The sequence below is a fragment of the Pseudidiomarina sp. genome (assembly GCF_048268165.1).
In the GTDB taxonomy this organism is placed as follows: Bacteria; Pseudomonadota; Gammaproteobacteria; order Enterobacterales; family Alteromonadaceae; genus Pseudidiomarina.
Genome location: NZ_JBLWWA010000001.1, coordinates 960123 through 978996 on the forward strand (window position 1 = coordinate 960123; position 18874 = coordinate 978996).

Consider the following 18874-nt stretch of genomic DNA (forward strand, 5'->3'; position numbering starts at 1 on the left):
GCCGCATTATAGCGAAGCCACGGGCTCACGTCGAGTGTCAACGGGTACTTTTGCACCGATTAAGCTACAGACTGCTTAGATGTCGCTCTATTAGTCAGTTGAAAGTTGTGGATTTAATTCCATACGATTGCGTCCGGATTGTTTTGCTAAATAAACAGCTTCATCCACGTCACGCATTAAATCATCGGTATTCGTTGTTGGTTTTGGAATACTCGACATAACACCGATGCTTACAGTTACTGGTGTACCGAGCTTTCCTTTTAATTTCTGAACTTCAGTTAATACTTTCTTTGCTTGCGCAGCTAACTCAGAGAGCTCCGTTTGCGGGCAGACAATCATAAATTCATCGCCACCGAAACGGGCCACATATTCGCCCGTGCGTTTAAAGTTTTTCTGTAAAATATCAGCCACAGCTTTTAACACTTCGTCGCCATGTAAGTGACCATACTCGTCATTCAACCGCTTAAAATAATCAACATCAACCATCATCAAAGTTAGCGGATGTTTGGCGCGTACCGCTCGACGTAACTCATGCTCCAAACATTCATCTAAACCACGGCGGTTAATTAAGTCAGTTAAACTGTCTTGCCGCGCAAGTTGCGCCAGCTTCGCATTCGCTTGCAACAATTCTTCTTCAGTAGCACGCAAACGTGCTTCGGTTTGGTGGCGCGAAATAGTGTTGGCAATCATGTCGGCAACAAGGCGCATTTGTCGAATATCGCGTTCAACCCAATTGGTTTGGCGATTCACCAAATCACAACCCACAAAGCCGACCAATTTTCCTTCCAAAAACATACCAACAGCCATCATTGAGCGAATGTTTTCGCGTAATAATTCATCGCGAAAACCGCCCGTTGAATCGCTCAATTTACAGGCGTCATCCACCAATACTTGACCGTCTTCAAGCATTCGCTCGAAAAAATACGGCATGGTTTCTGAAGGAATATTTTGTAGTTCGTCTTTATGGGGCTTAATACCGTCGTTGGTCCATTCGTAGGTGTTTGACATTTCCGAATGGTCACTGGAAAACTCAAAAACATAGCAACGGTCTTTGCTACCGCCACGCCCCAACAACGCTAACGCATGCTCAATATGTGTTTGACTTTGATCCGGTGTGGAGTTTATCAGCTGCATGCTAATTACCGAGATCACCAACCCAAACCCTTCATCCGTTGAAGTAGAGTGCACAGCATCATACTGGTTTGGCGTTGTCTCTAACATAAATCACGCTCTTATAATTGTTATAGCATGTAGCACAATTGAAATAGATGCTCAAAGTATACGCATATAGAACCAGAAATCTACGGAAAAAGACCAGAAAGGAAAATTGCATGAAGAATGGTCGGCGAGACTGGATTCGAACCAGCGACCCCTTGTACCCAAAACAAGTGCGCTACCAAGCTGCGCTACTCGCCGACATTATTATTTTTGAGATATTGCTGAACAGCGAAGAAAATGGGGTGGCTGATGGGACTTGAACCCACGACAACCGGAATCACAATCCGGGGCTCTACCAACTGAGCTACAGCCACCACTTTACAACATTGTTTTGCCAGGGCTAAATTGGCGCACCCGGCAGGATTCGAACCTGCGACCGACGGCTTAGAAGGCCGTTGCTCTATCCAGCTGAGCTACGGGCGCATATCTTACCTGCTTTAAAATGGTCGGCGAGACTGGATTCGAACCAGCGACCCCTTGTACCCAAAACAAGTGCGCTACCAAGCTGCGCTACTCGCCGACAAATTCTAAAAACCGGTGCAGGACGCGGCCTGACAACGGGGGCGAATATTACCTGTTGGGCCGTATGCCGTCAAACACTTTTTTGCCCGAATTGTCTGACTGCTGAAAATACCAACAGCGTGCCGGAAAATTGTTCATTACGGTTATTTAGAGCTTCGACATTAGATGCTACAACCTTAGCAAAAAACATGCGAAAATAGCACTTTGTGAAATCACTATTTTAGCGATCAATCTTAAGGGTGCTCCTAGCAATGACTGCGCAACGTATCGATGGTAAAAAAGTAGCTCAACAAGTTCGTGATCAAGTAAAACAGGCTGTTGCCAAGCGCCTTGCCGCGGGAGCACGTGCACCGGGCCTAGCGGTAGTATTGGTCGGTAGCGACCCTGCTTCTGAAGTTTACGTAGGTAGCAAACGCCGCGCTTGCGAAGAAGTAGGCATTACCTCTCAAGCGTTCGACTTACCAGCCAGCACAACCCAAACCGAGCTTGAAGCACTTATCGATACACTTAACGCCGACACCAGTATTGACGGCATCTTGGTGCAACTGCCGTTGCCAGAAGGGCTTGACGCACAGGCCATACTGGAACGCATTCATCCGTTTAAAGACGTTGATGGCTTTCACCCGTTTAACATGGGCCGACTTGCCCAGCGTAACCCAGCCCTGCGCCCTTGCACCCCGCGCGGCGTAATTACCTTGTTTGATTCCATCGGCTTAGACTTGCACGGCAAAAATGCCGTGGTTGTTGGCGCCTCAAACATTGTCGGCCGCCCCATGAGCCTTGAGCTGTTGTTGGCCGGCGCTACCACCACCGTATGCCATCGCTTCACCAGTGACCTCAAAGAACACGTGCAACGCGCTGATGTTCTCGTGGTAGCCGTTGGCAAACCAAACTTTATTCCTGGCGACTGGGTAAAACCAGGCGCCGTGGTCATTGATGTGGGCATTAACCGTTTACCATCAGGCCAACTGGTGGGCGACATTGAATTTGCCGCCGCCGAGCAACGCGCGTCTTACATTACCCCAGTACCAGGCGGCGTAGGCCCTATGACCGTAGCCACATTAATGCAAAATACCTTGCAGGCTTGTGATACGTGGCATGCGCCCCTATAATTTTCTGATATTTTATTAATAAGAAATGTGTGGTTATTGATTGAGACGTAACTATGGTTCTATCAACATCTAATTTATGTTGCTATGACGAGTTGAACGGTCGATTCCAAATTTCAATCTATCCAACTTTATTGGTCATCCTCACCCTCAAGCAAAGTCTTTATCTTCAAGATTTTTTCTGCTTTAGAATGCGACCGATGTTTCAGTAAATGTTCGTAATCTGGAAACACTTGTAAAAAGGGGACTCGAATTAGTTTCGCCAGCTTTCTTGCAACTGGTGTAGAAGTGGCAGTCCTATTAATTGTTTTTGATACAAGGCTTGTAGAACATCCAAATGCTGCCGCAATTACTGATTGATCGAGCCCTAGCTCACGGATACAGCGATTAATTTCGTATGGTGTCATTTTCGTTCTCGGAAAAAAGGTTCCCTCAAACACTATAACTAAAGCAAAGTTAATTAAATCGCTACGTATTAAATTACGATATAACCTACACGCTTACGTGACTATCTCCTACGTTTTTAAGTTAACGCTGATAAGTGGACTTCCCATGCATAATCCAAGCGCTCTATTTCTAATTCTCTGCTCAGTAATTGAGTCATTAAAATCATTCATAACATGACCACAGACTAAACTGAAAACTGAATTAATGGCGATTCAAATAATGATTCAGTGATTTTAGGTAGTTGGTTTCCTGGTATTTTTTTTATGTCTTTCTACCATTTTTCCTTCTAATTCCTGTTCGCCGTTTTCGAAAATCTTCGAAAAACGATTAATTCTTAATCTGTATCCTTCGGTTCAATAAACGGTTCTAGGCGGGCTTTATCTATTGGTTTTTCATCGAGAATCATAGATTTCAAATTTTCGGCAAAAAACACAAATGATTTTTTAAATATTGAAATAAATGTAATTCCCCATATTGCACCCAAAACGTTCATTAAAATCGTTATTCCAGTCGCAATTAGCAAGGCAATACTGCTTTTCCCGCCAACAAAGGATATACCCATCAATGAGTAATAAGCGCCTAGCACAAAGAAACCAACTAGCACTACTGTAAGAATGGCTGCTAATACTGAAGCACCTCGTTCAATCATTCGCTCAACACGTGACACTTTTGAAGAAAAATGTTTAAGTTCGGCCTTGGAAATTTCGTGTTGGTCGACAACTTCTTTTACGGCTTGTTTTACTGCATCTTTTTTATCCTGATCATTTTTATCGTTAACGCGTTTAACTATTTCCAAGACATTTTCATCAGTAAATTCATCTCCGATCTCAACGGAATAATCATTAACTTCTTTTAATAAGTTTTTGTGGTAACGAACTGTATCGACTGTTTCGTCATCAATAACTCCTTCGGCGCTAAGCCTACGAAATCGAGATAAAAAGCTGTCCCATACAGAGTCAGCTTTATTTAAAGTCGCATACGCATGAGAAACTAATGACTGAGTTGGTAAGTCACGATAGGCATCCTGATGTTTTAACCAGAATATAGTGGTTAACCAAGTTTCGGATATAACAACTGGTATTCCCGTTCCAACATCCGGAGAAAGATAATTGTTTGCGTACTTAATCAATGATGTATTTGGTGTAACAAACACCGAAAACGTATCACTTAGGGATTTTGTTACTTCCCCTTTTCTGGAATTATGAACCCTTGAAATACAAATAACGTCATGCTCGATTCCATTTCTGGATTGGCTAACAGCCTTATTTCTCGTTAAGTGTTTTTCTAAACCAGTTTCGTCACAAACATAATTCGGATCTAGACTATTGCTGTACTTAACTTGAATACCGCTTTCTTTCAAGTTTTTTTCAATAAGAGCTTGCTCTGTTTCTAAACTTGCTGCGTCATATCCCTTACTGATCAAAAGATGCAGCGTTGAAGGATTGAAGTTATCAGTATTCCCTCTGCTTAAATCCCTCATCCATGCGTCGAATAAACTTTCAATCTCTCTCAACGTCCGATCAAAAATAAATATTTTCACCTCAAGCTTGGTGAGTAAACTTATTAGCTCCTGTACAACTGTTTGAGATAGCTTTCCGCTAAAGCCCAAATAAGCGATGATTAATGGTGTGTCTAAGTATACGGATATATTAGAGTACTTGCGCTTTTTTGAACTGCTAGCCGCTTTGTCTGCGAAGAAAAGATAATTTGCTAACACGATACCTTTGAGTAGTATTTGTATGCCCTCCCAGTTACGAGAGTTAGACTTTGAAACAAAAGCTATATAGCTCGCAATCAGATGCGCTTCATTTTTAATTGCATCCTTATTGCGCTCTTTTGGAGATTTATGGTTGATTAACGAAGATACGTTTTTTTCTATGAAGTTAAGCAATAAACTTTCAGCTTTTACCTGACTAATCTTCTTATCAAACTGCTCCTCAGAAAATTCAATGAGATCTTCGATGACAGAATCGAGTGCTAATTTCAGCTTTTCCCGATTGTGTTCGTAAATTTCGCGGTAAGGCGCTAAGGCATCAGACACTGGCACATACAGATGATTCTCTACCCTAACTAGCTTTTTCTTTTTCGCTCTAACTAATAGTACTTTTATAACCGCTTCTGGAGGTTTAAAACCAAACTTTACTTTGAACTGCTTGGCGAGTGCAGCCGGATTAAACGGATATTCATCAATATCTAAAATAGTATTGGCTAAAAATGGTATGTAGAGGTCAATTTCATCTCTAAAATCATGTGCTTTCAATGACTCAAGTAATGCTAGGTTTACGATTGCACTCATAATATTAGTCCCTTAATTCTAAATCGCCTCTAGCCAATTAGACGCCCAGTAGTGTTTTTATCATTTTTTATACTCTACTGGCCAAAACTGAATATTGAAACCGAAACTTCGTTGAAAATGTGGTGTTATTTTAGGAGGAATATCAAAACCAACACAGATTTACATCGATGCTTGCATTTAAACAAATACATAACAAGTGTGCTTGGTAAACGCACTATTATCTAGGTTGGTAATGCTTAAATACTTTAATAAATTTTAATTCCTCGTCATATCTACTGACAACTCCATATTCCTTGAGTTTATCCAGTATAGAACGCATCGCCGATGTATTTGGAACTCTCGGCTTCTCTCGCCCAGCTGATGTAATTTTCGGGTAGTTCCCGCCTAGTTTATTTAACACTCTTAAAACCTGATCCTTTTCTAGCGACGGCAACGACCTAGCTAGAAGGCTAATAATTAAATGTGTGGGAACATCGTGATTTGAAAAATGTATTAAAACGTCTTCCAAAACCTGCCGCTGAAAGTTATTGGTATATCTCGCTAATTGGATTAGATCTTCTTTACTAGCGCCATGCATGAAATCATCTGCATGCTCTACTATCATTAATTTCGTATCATCGTCCACTTTCTCGCTTAACAAAATATTTGAGAGACTGTCTTTTAGCAAATTAGGGGAAATATAGTGCTTAAAATTACTAGAGTTCTGAATAAATAATTCACGGGTATGCCAGTCTGTGTCGCTTAGTTTCGAATAAGCAGCTTCGTTATCCTCTATAATTTGGTGTTTTATAAGTAAAGCAAATAAATCCCCCCTCTCTGAAGGGATCTCGTCAACATCTATATAAGACGTTAAGTTCATACTGAATACAATCGCTACACGCATCGACGCAGAAGGCAAAAATTCATTGGCAGTCAATATCTGCTTTGCTATTTCATTTTTTTGCTCTTCATCTGATTCTTCGGACACTATAATCTTTTGGGACGATGCGAGCAGTTTGGCAACGCAGTGGTCCATGCCACCGATGTGAGCAAAGTAATCTTTAATGTTAGCTAACGTTTCATGAAATAGAAGGTTAGAAGCCAAGTAGGGCCATGATTCTTTAGGAGCGTCAATTAAAACCTGAACCGAGCTACTTGGTGATGCGCTACCTATTATTTTTTCCAACTTCTCTGGATCGTTAGTTAATACATCCTTAAGCACCTGATAAACATATTCCTCATCAGAGATCGTTACTTCTAGATCATCGAGTATTTCTAGGTATTTGTCGAGATTCTCAAGGATATATTGGTACACGACTGGACAAGCCACAAGCATCAGATCTAAGGAAATATCTTCGTCAAGTCCGGTGGCAAACAACAAGTTGGAGCGATTAATCTCATACAAATTTTCTTCTAATAGAACATTTTTAGCGTTCCCTGATACGAGTTTTAAGTCCGGGATCTTAATACCACAGTTCGAGAGTACTTCTGCTATTATTTTTATTTGTGATTCATCTAACGAATCCGAGGTAAGTGCAGTAAGGTTGTCATAGTTATTTTTGATAAATAAAGATAAATCTGAGTCAACTTTGTAATCCATATTCCCATTTAGATTTAATAGGGCATGATCCATTAGAGAAAGATGCTTTATATTGTCCAGTTGCGCATCAGAGTTGAGATAAATAAGAGTATCGGGAGAGAACCTAACCATCAAAGCTACGAATGCAAAAAGTTCTTTCCCATTATTTAGATAAGCTTGAATGAACCTACGCTGATCGGGCCCCAGAGTTGTTAAAGATTTAACCATAATGACAGCGTGTTCTGACTTGCTTTTCAGAAGTTGATCAAGAATCGAAATATTGTAAAGAGCTGGCTCCGCTAGTGCTTTCGGATCGCATTCCTTAAGAACCGCCACTACATCATCATCGTCCAGCTTGAAGTGCTCATCCATCTTATTTTGTTCTACATGATGGATTATAAAGTTCGTGGCTTCAGGACTAACTAAATTTCCATGGAATGTAGATGTATATAATGTGAAGTTTCGGTTAATGAACTTTGATTTAAGTAACTTATAGGCTAAACCATCTTTTAGTATTTTTCGTGCGACATCATCGAAGGTGCAAGTATTGCCTTCATAATTAAATTTGAAATCGGGCGTTGAAATCAAATCGCCCATGTCGGCGCTACGAAGAAAAATCAAGCTGTTTTTTAGCTCTTTAATTTTTTCCTGAAGCTTTAACTTATTAGTTCTATCCCAGTGTTCTGGATCTAGGTTAGTATCTAGTGCTTCTGCTACCAGTTTACGTGAAAACTGCAAAGACTTATTTTCAAAAGCAGATTTAAAGGTTACTTTTGACTCTTCAGAAGCTGAAACAAAATCTTCCCAGAACTTCGCCTGACAGAGTTCTTCCTTGGTTATCTCGTTACCTGCGAATGCATAATGGTAATTATTGGTATTGTAGGTTGCTGAAGTCGCAGTGCGCTCGATATGTGCTATGAGAGCCTTACCGAGTCTATTACTATTAATGTCTATAGAATTAACATCAGACTGCTGCTGCCGCATATTCTGAATCGTGTGCTCTAACAATCTAACGTTATGATTAATTAATTGTCTACCTAAATAATAAAGCTTATCTAGGTTACTTTTCCCCGTGCGTATCGCTTCAAAATCAGATATATAAGTACTCTTATAGAGCATCATTGCAAATAGCTCAGTTTCACAGAGTTTGAGCTGCCTACCCTCGCCAGAAAAAATTCGGTTATAAAACACTATAAACTCATTTCGAACATTCTTGAGTAATCTCATATCTGGTACAAAGCGACTTGCTATATCGATGAGGTCGCCCTTGATACGTTGTTCCAAAGGCTGCGTGATTTGCTCGACTATATTACGCGCACTCCGATGAGTGATAAAAGGTACGACGGGAATTATAAGGTCAAAAAACTTGGTTCGATTGGCTCGTATAATCTCTGACTCAGCGGAGTCGTTCGTAGATGAGTATTCTGATTGAATCTCGCGGTTCTCCCGAGCAAGGCTGCTGTGATCAAATATACTATCTTTAATTGCGTATATAAATCGCACATTTTGACTAACTTGCGGAGATGAGTTCAAAAGAGTATTCAAAGCTCGAAGAGTTTCAAAAATTTGTGAGTCGTTAAAGCGGTCAATATCTTCAAATATTACAATACTTTGCTCTGACATTTCAAAGAAATAGAGTATCTCATCCAAATATTGGTCAAAATAAGACACAGATTTGTCGTCAAGTTTTACTGTTGCAGTGCCTGTACTAAACTGACTAACATGAATTCGCCCATGAGATAGAAATCTCAGTCCAATGGTTAATACTATAAAAGTAACGAATACAGCCAAGTGCCCCAAGAAATCTGGGTAAAAGCTTGGAATAAAAACCGAAGCAATTTTATCTGTCCATCCAGAGAGAAGAAATACCATCGTCGCCACCAAGGCCGCAAGAATTGAGATTCCAATCTCACGGGTAAATCTTAGTCCCTCAATTCGTCGAAACCGAGAACTTGGCATTTTATAAGGCTTTTCGAGATAAAGAAGTTGCTTAACTATTTCCTGTTGAATGCGATTGGTTAAGGTTGTTGCTTGTTTAGGCACAGTTTCATCAAGCTGGGATGCTTTGATAGGAGATAAAGTAGACAAAGATATTTCGACTGCTTTCTTTCCATGCTGATCAGCCACTTTTTGTAATATGCTACTTTTACCAACTCCATAACTACCAGAAAGTGCAATATTTCGCACTTTTTCATCTCCAAGCGCGCGATTTATTGCGTCGACGTAACTCCCATGTTCTGTTTCTATATATTTAGGAGTTAAAGGAACTAGGTTCCATGACGTGGTTTCGTTAAGTTCTTGCCGTTTAGCAGTCATCAATTATCCCTTCTCTCTCATCAGTTTCAGTATGGTTATGATGACGCTGATCCAGCGGATTAATTATTTAATAAGACACTACTAACTCATTGAAAGTTGAAGACTAAAAAGTAGAACACCAACTTAATGCATAAATAATCTTAGCTTTAATCCTGATCATAAAACTTACAAAAACCACACAAATTACAAAAGTATATGATTTTTCAAACGCTGTACAGCGGGTGTTTACCTTGCTGGATTATAATTCGCAATTCTTTTTACTTCAGATATCTCTTGCTGATCATTCATCTTGTGGCACCTATGAATCCGAAGAAACGGAGATGAACTGAATCATTATTATTTGCCTAGACACTTTTCAGCGACTCTATAAAGGAAATCGAAAATCATAGACAGGACTTACTAGTGATTCAGCTGAATTACCTTCAACTTCACAGGCTCAGCGTGTCAGGTACTTACAAGATTTACTTACTAGAGTTCACAGGGCTATTGCCTCTTTGGGAATGAGATAATGCTGAAATTTATGTCGCGCAGGTGAATAAATCGCACTCAAGCCCATGTGCGGCAACACCTTTTATACCAATATCAATGCACTGAACGCTTACCCAGTCGATCGCGCACGACTCTGCGTCAAGGCCGCAATGAACAAACATCATTGCGTCCAGAGGGTAATATCCCAAAGCAAAAAAGATTAAGACAACTTACCGAAAAGAAAGCATTGCTAAAAGAAACACCTTCTTCCCTGAAATTAGAGAGAGTAAATACTACGAAGATCTCGATGCGAAAAAAGAGGCAAGAAAACAGAAATATATAAACGAGGCAGCAAGTGAAAGTTAATAAGAGAAGGCATACAGGACCTATTACGCTTCGCGTCACAAGTTTATTCTGTCGACGTTACCGTCTGTTCTTGGCACAAAACTGAAAGTCCAGTGCAAACGTTATAATTTACTAAAACGCCTCCGTCCCAACAACCTGAAAATCTAGGTCTCCCAAATTGTTCCATCACGCTACTCACCCATTAGATGACTGGCCTAGTCAATCCGATACCTATGCGGATATCAGCTTTTCCTTGTGGACTCCCTGTCAGTATCAAGCCCAAGTATATTTCCTTAATTGACTTCTTTGGTCGCCCCACAAACTCACCCATGAGCCTTGTTAGCATTGTTGAAGTAACTATTTAATCTAGCCCAGCCACGGCTGCTAACAAGGCGGTAATCGAGCATAAAACGGCGGTTTTTTACTTACGTTTTTTGCCTTCTTGTACTTCCCATTTACCGTCGCGATACAGCGCTTGCCAACCGGTGGCCTTGCCGTTCACTTCGGTAATTACGTACTGTTCTTTGTTTTTACGGCTGTAGCGCACAATGGTTTCGTTGCCATCGTCGTCTTTTTCCGGCGCTTCCGTTAAGTAATGGAACTTCGCTGGAATCCGATCTTTAAAGCGTTTCAGCTCGCTGACTTTCACCGCACGGGTTTCACGTGAACGCGGGAAGGTGTTAGCCGACAAGAACACACCTGAAGCTCCGTCACGCAACACGTAGTGCGCATTGGAATCTTCACAGGGTAACTCTGGGAACGGCACGGGGTCTTCTTTTGGCGGTGCCGGCTGACCACTTTTCAACAGCTTACGGGTGTTCTTACATTCGCTGTTGGTGCAGTCAAAATACTTACCAAAACGCCCTGTTTTTAGCTGCATGTCACTGCCGCAACGGTCACATTCAAGTACTGGGCCGTCGTAGCCTTTAATGCGGAACTCGCCCTGCTCAACCACAAAGCCATCACAGGCCGGGTTATTACCACACACATGCAGTTTACGTTTTTCGTCAATCAAGTAGCTGTCCATGGCAGTGCCACACTTCGGACAACGCTTCTTCGCGCGCAACGCAAGCGTTTCAGCTTCGTCGTCATCGTCCTTCACACGCACCGCTTCTTCGCCTGGCAACAGGTTCATGGTTTGTGTGCAGCGTTCTTTCGGCGGTAACTCATAGCCTGAACAACCAAGGAACACACCGGTAGATGCGGTGCGAATACCCATCGGGCGCTCACATTTCGGGCATTTAATATCGGTGAGCACCATTTGGTTCGGGCGCATACCGCCTTCTTCAGGCGTCATTTCAGCCTGCGCTAACTTCTTGCTGAACTCTTCGTAGAACTGATCCAGCATGGCTTTCCAGTTGCGTTTACCTTCGGCAACGTCATCCAGTGCCTGTTCCATTTCTGCCGTGAAGCTGTAGTTCAACAACCGTGGGAAGTTGTCAACCAAGCGATCGTTGACAATCTCACCCATTTTTTCTGCATAAAAACGCCGGCTTTCAACGCGCACGTAACCACGGTCTTGAATGGTTGAAATAATCGATGCGTAGGTTGATGGGCGGCCAATGCCGCGCTTTTCCAGCTCTTTCACCAATGACGCTTCGCTGAAACGCGCTGGCGGCTTGGTAAAGTGTTGCTGCGGATCTAACTGCTGCAAACTTAGCACTTCGCCCTTTTTTACATCAGGCAGGGTTGCATCTTCATTCTTTGAACCTGCCGGTGGCTGTACTTTCGTCCAACCGGCAAAGCGCATCACACGGCCACGCGCACGCAGCTCATAATCGCCAGCCTGCACGGAAATGGTGCTGGCGTCGTATTGGGCTGGTGTCATCTGGCACGCCACAAACTGACGCCAAATCAACTCATACAACCGCTGTGCGTCACGTTCCATTTCGCGCAACTGTTCAGATTTCACACCAACACTGGAAGGCCGAATCGCTTCGTGCGCTTCTTGTGCGTTTTGCTTCGACCCATAAACATTCGGCTTCGGCGGCAAATAATCATTGCCAAAATTCTTACCAATATAGTCACGGCAGGTAGCAACGGCTTCTTGGCTTAAGTTGGTAGAGTCGGTACGCATATAGGTGATATGCCCCGCTTCATACAACCGTTGTGCCAACATCATGGTTTTTTTAACGCCAAACCCTAAACGGGTGCTGGCGGCTTGTTGCAACGTTGATGTGATAAACGGAGCCGATGGGCGGCTGCTGGTGGGCTTATCTTCCCGATCAATGACTTTGTACTGGGCTGACTGCAATGCGGCCACTGCGGCCTCGGCAGCGCCCTTATCGCCCGCTTTGAATGCCTTGCCGAGATGCTTTTGCACCTGCATACGCAATTCAGCTTTGGCTTGGGTGTTCAAATCGGCGAAAATATCCCAATATTCTTCCGGTACAAACGCTTTAATTTCACGCTCACGTTCAACCACCAAACGCACTGCTACCGATTGCACCCGACCGGCAGACAAGCCGCGGGCAATCTTCTTCCACAGCAGTGGCGACACCATGAAACCAACAACGCGATCAAGAAAGCGTCGTGTTTGTTGGGCGTTCACCCGGTCGATATTGAGTTCGGCTGGGCGTGAAAACGCTTCCTGAATGGCTTTTTTGGTGATTTCGTTAAACACCACGCGCTGAAAGCGACTGTCGTCGCCACCAATGAGCTCACGTAAATGCCACGCGATGGCTTCCCCTTCGCGGTCCAAATCCGTCGCGAGGTAAATGGCGTCGGCTTTCGCTGCTAACTTTTGTAGCTCAGCGACAACCTTTTCTTTGCCGGGCAGCACTTCGTAGTGCGCTTCCCAGCCATGTTGAGGGTCAATGCCCATGCGTGCGACCAGTTTCTGGAACTCACGCTCTTGGCGGTAAGCTTCCTTAGCTTCTGGCGACATCTTACGAACTTCCGCGGGCGGCTTGGTTTTGACAGTAGCTGTAGACCGCGTTGGCAAGTCACGAACGTGCCCCACGCTAGACTTCACCACGAAATCATTCCCTAAATATTTATTAATTGTCTTCGCCTTGGCGGGCGACTCGACAATAACTAACGCTTTTGCCATGCGACTCTCTTTTTATCCGTAAGGTGTGGGATTCTTTTTTTAGATATATCTGTTATACGGCTGCGAAACAACCACCGAACGCAAAAATCATAAAAATACGATTTCGCCTCATATCCATGCATTGTTTCATAGGTCTAGTTATCAGACCAATAAAATCAAGGTGTTCAGGCCTTACGCCGAGGCTAAGTTGTGGGTATAATAGCCAACAATTAAACGCTTGCAACTGCAATGGAGGTTTGTTTGAGCACCCATCACTATGAAGTTAATTTCGATGGCCTTGTTGGCCCAACCCACAATTATGCCGGGCTGTCGTTCGGAAACGTTGCTTCATTAAGCAATGCCAAGTCAAGCTCAAGCCCCAAATCTGCTGCCAAGCAAGGTTTAGCCAAAATGAAGGCGTTGCATGACATGGGTATGGTGCAAGGCGTGTTAGCGCCGCACGAACGCCCTGATATTGCAACGTTACGTCGCCTCGGCTTCAGTGGATCAGATGGCGAAGTACTGAGTAAAGCGGCACAGCAAGCCCCTGAAATCTTTCAAGCGGTTTGTTCTGCATCAAGCATGTGGACGGCCAACGCGGCAACGGTGTCGCCTGGTGCTGATACAGCCGACGGCAAAGTACACTTTACCCCGGCCAACTTGACCAACAAATTCCACCGCTCGTTAGAGCCGCTTACGAGTGGACGTATTTTGCAAGCTATGTTCAATAATAGCCGCTATTTTGAACATCACCTGCATTTACCTGACAACGAACATTTTGGTGACGAAGGCGCTGCGAATCACACGCGTTTGTGCAGCAATTATGGGCATGCCGGTATTGAAGTGTTTACCTTTGGCCGCTACGCGTTCGACAGCACCAAGCCAGCACCTTCAAAATACCCAGCCCGACAAACGTTTGAAGCGTCGCAAGCGATTGCTCGCTCACACGGCTTAAACGATGACAACACCGTATTTATCCAGCAAAACCCTGACGTGATTGACCAAGGTGTTTTTCATAACGACGTTATCGCTGTTGGTAACCAAAACGTGCTGTTTTATCACGAGCAAGCGTTTTTAGACACGCCAGCCAAACTCGCTGAAATGCAGCAGAAATTTGGCGACGAAAAATTGCATTTTATTGAAGTGAAAACTGCAGAAGTGTCAGTCGCTGATGCCGTACAAACGTACTTATTCAACACCCAGCTGTTAACGTTAAAAGACGGCAGCATGGCAATTATTGCACCGACAGAGTGTCAGGAAAATCCGCGTGTAGCGGCTTATCTTGCCGAACTAGTTACCCGCAACACGCCGATTCGTCAGGTGCATTATTTCGATGTAAAACAAAGCATGCGCAATGGTGGCGGCCCTGCTTGCTTACGTTTGCGCGTGGCGCTAAATGACACGGAACTGGACGCAGTAAACCCAGCCGTGATTATGAACGATCAGCTATTTGCTCGTCTCAACCTTTGGGTCGACAAACACTACCGTGATGAACTGAGTGTTTCTGATCTGCGCGATCCACAACTACTAAACGAATCTCGCACTGCACTTGATGAATTGACCCAAATTCTTAAACTTGGGTCAGTTTACCCGTTCCAGCTTTAGTCAAACGAACATGTATGACCCGGCATACACTGCCGGGTTATTCGTCTTCGTTGTGAACTTCCAGATTCGCATCTTCGCTGCTATCTCCGCCATGGCGGGCCACATCATTTCGCGCAGCGTCTAAACGGTCTAAATAACTCTGATTGATATCACCGGTAATATATTCACCGTTGAATACTGAGGTTTCAAAGCGCTTAATCTCTTTGTTTTCTTGCTGCACAGCAGCAATCAAATCATCAAGTTCTTGATAGATAAGTCCATCAGCTTTGATTAAATCGTTAATCTCAGCGGCTTCACGGCCATGACCTATCAATTCATTCGCACTTGGCATGTCGATGCCATACACATTCGGAAAACGAATCTCTGGCGCTGCAGAAGCGAAATACACTTTCTTCGCACCCGCTTCTCGTGCCATCTCGATAATTTGCTCAGAGGTAGTACCGCGAACGATAGAGTCATCCACTAAGAGTACGTTTTTACCACGGAACTCAGCACTGATTGCGTTCAGCTTGCGGCGCACTGATTTCCGGCGTTGGGTCTGCCCCGGCATAATAAAGGTGCGACCAATATAGCGATTTTTTACGAACCCTTGGCGATATGGCAATTCAAGTACGTTCGCCATTTCGAGTGCGATGTCGCAACTGGTTTCAGGAATTGGTATCACCACGTCGATGTCTAAATCAGCGTAGTCACGTTTTACTTTTTCGCCAAGCTTACGGCCCATATTAACGCGTGACGCGTACACTGAAATCTTGTCGATAAACGAATCTGGACGCGCAAAGTAAACATACTCAAAAATGCATGGGCAATGTTGCGGATTGTCCGCGCACTGACGTGAATACAGCTCGCCGTTTTCGGAAATGTAAATGGCCTCACCAGGCTCAACATCGCGCACATATTTAAACCCGGTGCCGTCAACTGCCACGCTTTCAGAAGCAACAATATATTCATTGCCTTTCGGAGTTTCACGCATACCGAGAACCAGAGGACGAATGCCCCATGGGTCACGGAACGCGACAACGCCATGGCCGATAATCATTGCTACCACGGCGTAAGCGCCACGAATTTGGCGATGCACACGCGAAACTGTCGCAAATACGTCATCCGGTGTTAAGTGGAGACTTTCTTGCTGATACAGCTCGTGGGCAAAAATATTAAGCAAAATTTCAGAATCTGAAGTGGTATTGATATGCCGGCGTGCTTTCGCAAATAATTGCTCCTGCAGTTCGCTGGCGTTGGTCAAGTTACCATTGTGTGCCATCGCAATACCAAACGGCGAATTCACATAAAACGGCTGCGCTTCTGCTGAGCTTGAACTGCCGGCGGTAGGGTAACGTACATGACCAATGCCTACTCGCCCCTGTAAGCGATGCATATGGCGCGTTTGAAACACATCGCGCACCAATCCGTTGGCTTTGCGTAAACGTAGCGTACCGTTATCGACTGTCATGATGCCCGCTGCATCTTGGCCGCGATGCTGGAGCATCGTTAAACCGTCATATAACGCTTGATTGACTGGGTCTTTACCTACAATTCCAACAATGCCACACATGCAACTACAACCTCATTAAACATTTTTTGGTAAGAAACTTGACGTATTCTGCAAGTATTCAAAGAACCATTGAATTACCACACCAAAGTGTGGAATCAACTGTGACTCTAGCCACCAAGGTTCACTCGGTAGCCCGGTAAAAGAGTCCATAAAAAACAGTAAAGCAGCAACAATCAGAACACCACGTAGTGCGCCAAAAATGCCACCTAACAGACGATCAGTACCGGTTAACCCGGTTGTTTCCACCAATCGCCCAATTAAATAATTAATCAGCGCGCCAACAATAAGCGTTGCCACAAACAGCGCTGCTACAGCAGCGGCATTGCGCAACATTTCGTCACTGATGCCGGTAAAATACGCAGCTAGGTCAAGATAAAAGAATTTAGCGATAAAAAAAGCGGCTATCCAGATAGCAAGGGATAACGCCTCTTTGACAAACCCGCGGGTTAAACTGATTAGCGTTGATAAGCCAATCACGACAATAATCGCTATATCAATCCAGACCATAGTTAGCATTCCGTAGCCGGTTTAAAATTCGCGCGAATTGTAACAGAAAGCCTTTCGATTTGCGTCAAAAAACTTATGGTTCATAACGCATGACTCGACCGTTTAGCTCGGTCAGTTCTTTCAGTTTCGGCAGGTCAGCCTCAAGCTCAGCCTTGACGAGGCCCGGCCCTACTAGCAGCTTGTTGCGAGGGCCTTGAGCTGTTTGCACAACTTCACGGTAAGCAGGGTAGCCGGCGGCGCGCAATTCTTTCACCAAGCGCTCAACCGACTCTTGATTGCGAAACACCCCCAACTGAATAATCCAGCCGGGTTGCTGAATTTCCGCCGTGCTTGGGGCTTCATTTGCTTTTTGGGTAGGTTTTTTGATTTGTGGTGCATCATCGGCATCAAGTTCAAGCGTTTCAACACTATCAAGTGATTGCGGTAGCTCGCGTTCGGGTACAGATTGAGCCGGAACCTCCGCGACTTCGACGTCGGGTTGGAGTGGAATTGTTTCAAACGATTCCTGTTGTTTCTGCGGCTTGCCGTCAAACAACTCAGGTAAAATAATCACTGCAAGAGCAATTAAAATAACGCTTCCGACAATTCGATTCTGCAGCTTCGACGCCATGCACTACTCCGTGGTTGGTATTTTCCCTACAGTGTAAAACGACCCGCACACCAATACCAGCGGTTGTGTATCTTGCATGGTTAAGGCGTCCTGTAACGCGTGTTGATACGCTTGCTCAACACTGGTAAAACAACCTGCCGCAGGCGCGCCAACGGGCGCCTGTTCTGCCAGTTGCTCTGCGGCAGCCCCGCGCGGTTCACTTAAGCTGGCAAAGTACCATTGGTTCACCGCTGGAGCCAACGCAGCCAAGGTACCACGAATATCCTTGTCCTGAAGCATGCCCACTACCGCGTAAATAGGCCGTTGGGGAAAGCGATTCAATAAGGCTTGCACTAAATAATTCGCTGCATGCGGGTTGTGGGCCACGTCCAGCAGCGTATCCACCGGGCGACTTGCTGATGCTTCAAGTAATTGCAGCCGACCCGGCTCACGCGCCTTTTCAAGCCCGGCTCGAATAGCTTTATCAGAGATTGGTAAGTTACTCGCGGCCAGCGCCGCTATCGCTGTTGCTGCATTGGGTAAGGGTAATTGAGGTAACGGTAGATTGTTTAAAACGGTATCTTGATTATGAAAGTGCCACACCCCAGCACCCGCCATACGATAATGGAAATCAAGCCCCACCTGTTGCAATAACACCCCATTTTGTAATGCTGCGTCAGCAACTTCTTGCGGGAATTCAGGTTCACCACAAATAGCTGGACGCTTGGCTCGAAATATCCCCGCCTTTTCGCGCGCAATACCAGTTCGGTCATCGCCTAAGAAGCCAATGTGATCAATACCAATACTTGTTAGTAACGCTACATCAGCATCCACAATATTGACAGCATCCAAGCGTCCGCCAAGACCCACTTCTAATATCCATGCATCTAATGGCTGCTGCTTCATCAACCACAACGCGGCCAAGGTGCCAAACTCGAAGTAAGTCAGTGAAACATCACCACGCGCGGCCTCTATGGCGGCGAAAGCCTGCACATGTTCGGCTTCATTAAGTTGCTTGGTGTTGATTCGAACGCGTTCAGCATAATGGTGCAAGTGCGGTGAAATATACACGCCGGTGGAGTAACCGTCTTCTTGCAAAATGGTCTCGAGGTAGCGCACGGTCGAACCTTTACCATTGGTGCCCGCCACGGTAAAAACTTGCGCTGACGTGGTGGTAAGTTCTAGGCGGTTGGCGACCTGTTTGATGCGGTCGAGCCCCATATCGATGGCGCTATGATGCAGGTGCTCTAAATAATTCAGCCAGGCATTTAGCCCGGCTGAAGAGGAAGGTTTAGCGACGTTACTCATAAA

At 44.5% G+C, this 18874-nt stretch carries 11 protein-coding genes and 4 tRNA genes; 2 read left to right on the forward strand and 13 right to left on the reverse strand.

The window, feature by feature from the left end; all coding sequences use genetic code 11:
• Nucleotides 1-90: 90 nt before the first annotated feature.
• The 5 genes from ACN0UY_RS04675 to ACN0UY_RS04695 all read right to left on the reverse strand — a co-directional run bounded on the left by ACN0UY_RS04675 (nucleotide 91) and on the right by ACN0UY_RS04695 (nucleotide 1738).
• Nucleotides 91-1221, reverse strand: a complete 1131-nt coding sequence (locus ACN0UY_RS04675) for a diguanylate cyclase (protein ID WP_417665569.1) — start codon at nucleotides 1219-1221, stop codon at nucleotides 91-93.
• Between the two features lie 118 nt (nucleotides 1222-1339).
• A tRNA-Pro gene (locus ACN0UY_RS04680) sits at nucleotides 1340-1416 on the reverse strand.
• Between the two features lie 40 nt (nucleotides 1417-1456).
• Nucleotides 1457-1532 (reverse strand) — tRNA-His (locus tag ACN0UY_RS04685).
• Between the two features lie 32 nt (nucleotides 1533-1564).
• Nucleotides 1565-1641: transfer RNA gene (locus ACN0UY_RS04690), tRNA-Arg, on the reverse strand.
• A gap of 20 nt (nucleotides 1642-1661) precedes the next feature.
• Nucleotides 1662-1738 (reverse strand) — tRNA-Pro (locus ACN0UY_RS04695).
• Nucleotides 1739-1991: 253 nt separating this feature from the next.
• Between ACN0UY_RS04695 and folD the strand changes: the two genes are divergently transcribed.
• Complete coding sequence (gene folD, locus ACN0UY_RS04700; protein WP_417665570.1) at nucleotides 1992-2852, forward strand: bifunctional methylenetetrahydrofolate dehydrogenase/methenyltetrahydrofolate cyclohydrolase FolD; 861 nt, start codon at nucleotides 1992-1994, stop codon at nucleotides 2850-2852.
• 128 nt (nucleotides 2853-2980) lie between these two features.
• Here folD and ACN0UY_RS04705 read toward each other — a convergent pair whose 3' ends face one another.
• From ACN0UY_RS04705 to topA, 4 genes are all read right to left on the reverse strand, one after another.
• A complete protein-coding gene (locus ACN0UY_RS04705) occupies nucleotides 2981-3256 on the reverse strand; it encodes a hypothetical protein (RefSeq protein WP_417665571.1) in 276 nt (91 codons plus the stop codon).
• A gap of 374 nt (nucleotides 3257-3630) precedes the next feature.
• Nucleotides 3631-5592: a hypothetical protein gene (locus ACN0UY_RS04710; RefSeq protein WP_417665572.1), complete on the reverse strand. Its 1962-nt coding sequence runs from the start codon at nucleotides 5590-5592 to the stop codon at nucleotides 3631-3633.
• 217 nt (nucleotides 5593-5809) lie between these two features.
• On the reverse strand, nucleotides 5810-9466 hold the full coding sequence (locus tag ACN0UY_RS04715) for a P-loop NTPase fold protein (protein ID WP_417665573.1): 3657 nt from the start codon (nucleotides 9464-9466) through the stop codon (nucleotides 5810-5812).
• Nucleotides 9467-10700: 1234 nt separating this feature from the next.
• Entirely contained in the window at nucleotides 10701-13331 is a 2631-nt protein-coding gene (gene topA, locus ACN0UY_RS04720) for a type I DNA topoisomerase (protein ID WP_417665574.1), read from the reverse strand.
• Nucleotides 13332-13571: 240 nt separating this feature from the next.
• Between topA and astB the strand changes: the two genes are divergently transcribed.
• Nucleotides 13572-14915 carry an N-succinylarginine dihydrolase gene (astB, locus tag ACN0UY_RS04725; protein ID WP_417665575.1) on the forward strand — a complete coding sequence of 448 codons (1344 nt, stop codon included), beginning with the start codon at nucleotides 13572-13574 and terminating at the stop codon, nucleotides 14913-14915.
• A 37-nt stretch (nucleotides 14916-14952) separates the two neighbouring features.
• Here astB and purF read toward each other — a convergent pair whose 3' ends face one another.
• From purF to folC, 4 genes are all read right to left on the reverse strand, one after another.
• The gene (purF, locus tag ACN0UY_RS04730) at nucleotides 14953-16467 is read right to left on the reverse strand and encodes an amidophosphoribosyltransferase (protein WP_417665576.1); all 1515 of its coding nucleotides are present in this window, start codon (nucleotides 16465-16467) and stop codon (nucleotides 14953-14955) included.
• Nucleotides 16468-16482: 15 nt separating this feature from the next.
• Nucleotides 16483-16974: a CvpA family protein gene (locus ACN0UY_RS04735; protein ID WP_417665577.1), complete on the reverse strand. Its 492-nt coding sequence runs from the start codon at nucleotides 16972-16974 to the stop codon at nucleotides 16483-16485.
• A 73-nt stretch (nucleotides 16975-17047) separates the two neighbouring features.
• Nucleotides 17048-17584, reverse strand: coding sequence for an SPOR domain-containing protein (locus ACN0UY_RS04740; protein ID WP_417665578.1), 537 nt, complete (start codon nucleotides 17582-17584; stop codon nucleotides 17048-17050).
• Between the two features lie 3 nt (nucleotides 17585-17587).
• On the reverse strand, nucleotides 17588-18871 hold the full coding sequence (folC, locus tag ACN0UY_RS04745) for a bifunctional tetrahydrofolate synthase/dihydrofolate synthase (RefSeq protein WP_417665579.1): 1284 nt from the start codon (nucleotides 18869-18871) through the stop codon (nucleotides 17588-17590).
• Between the last annotated feature and the right edge of the window lie 3 nt (nucleotides 18872-18874).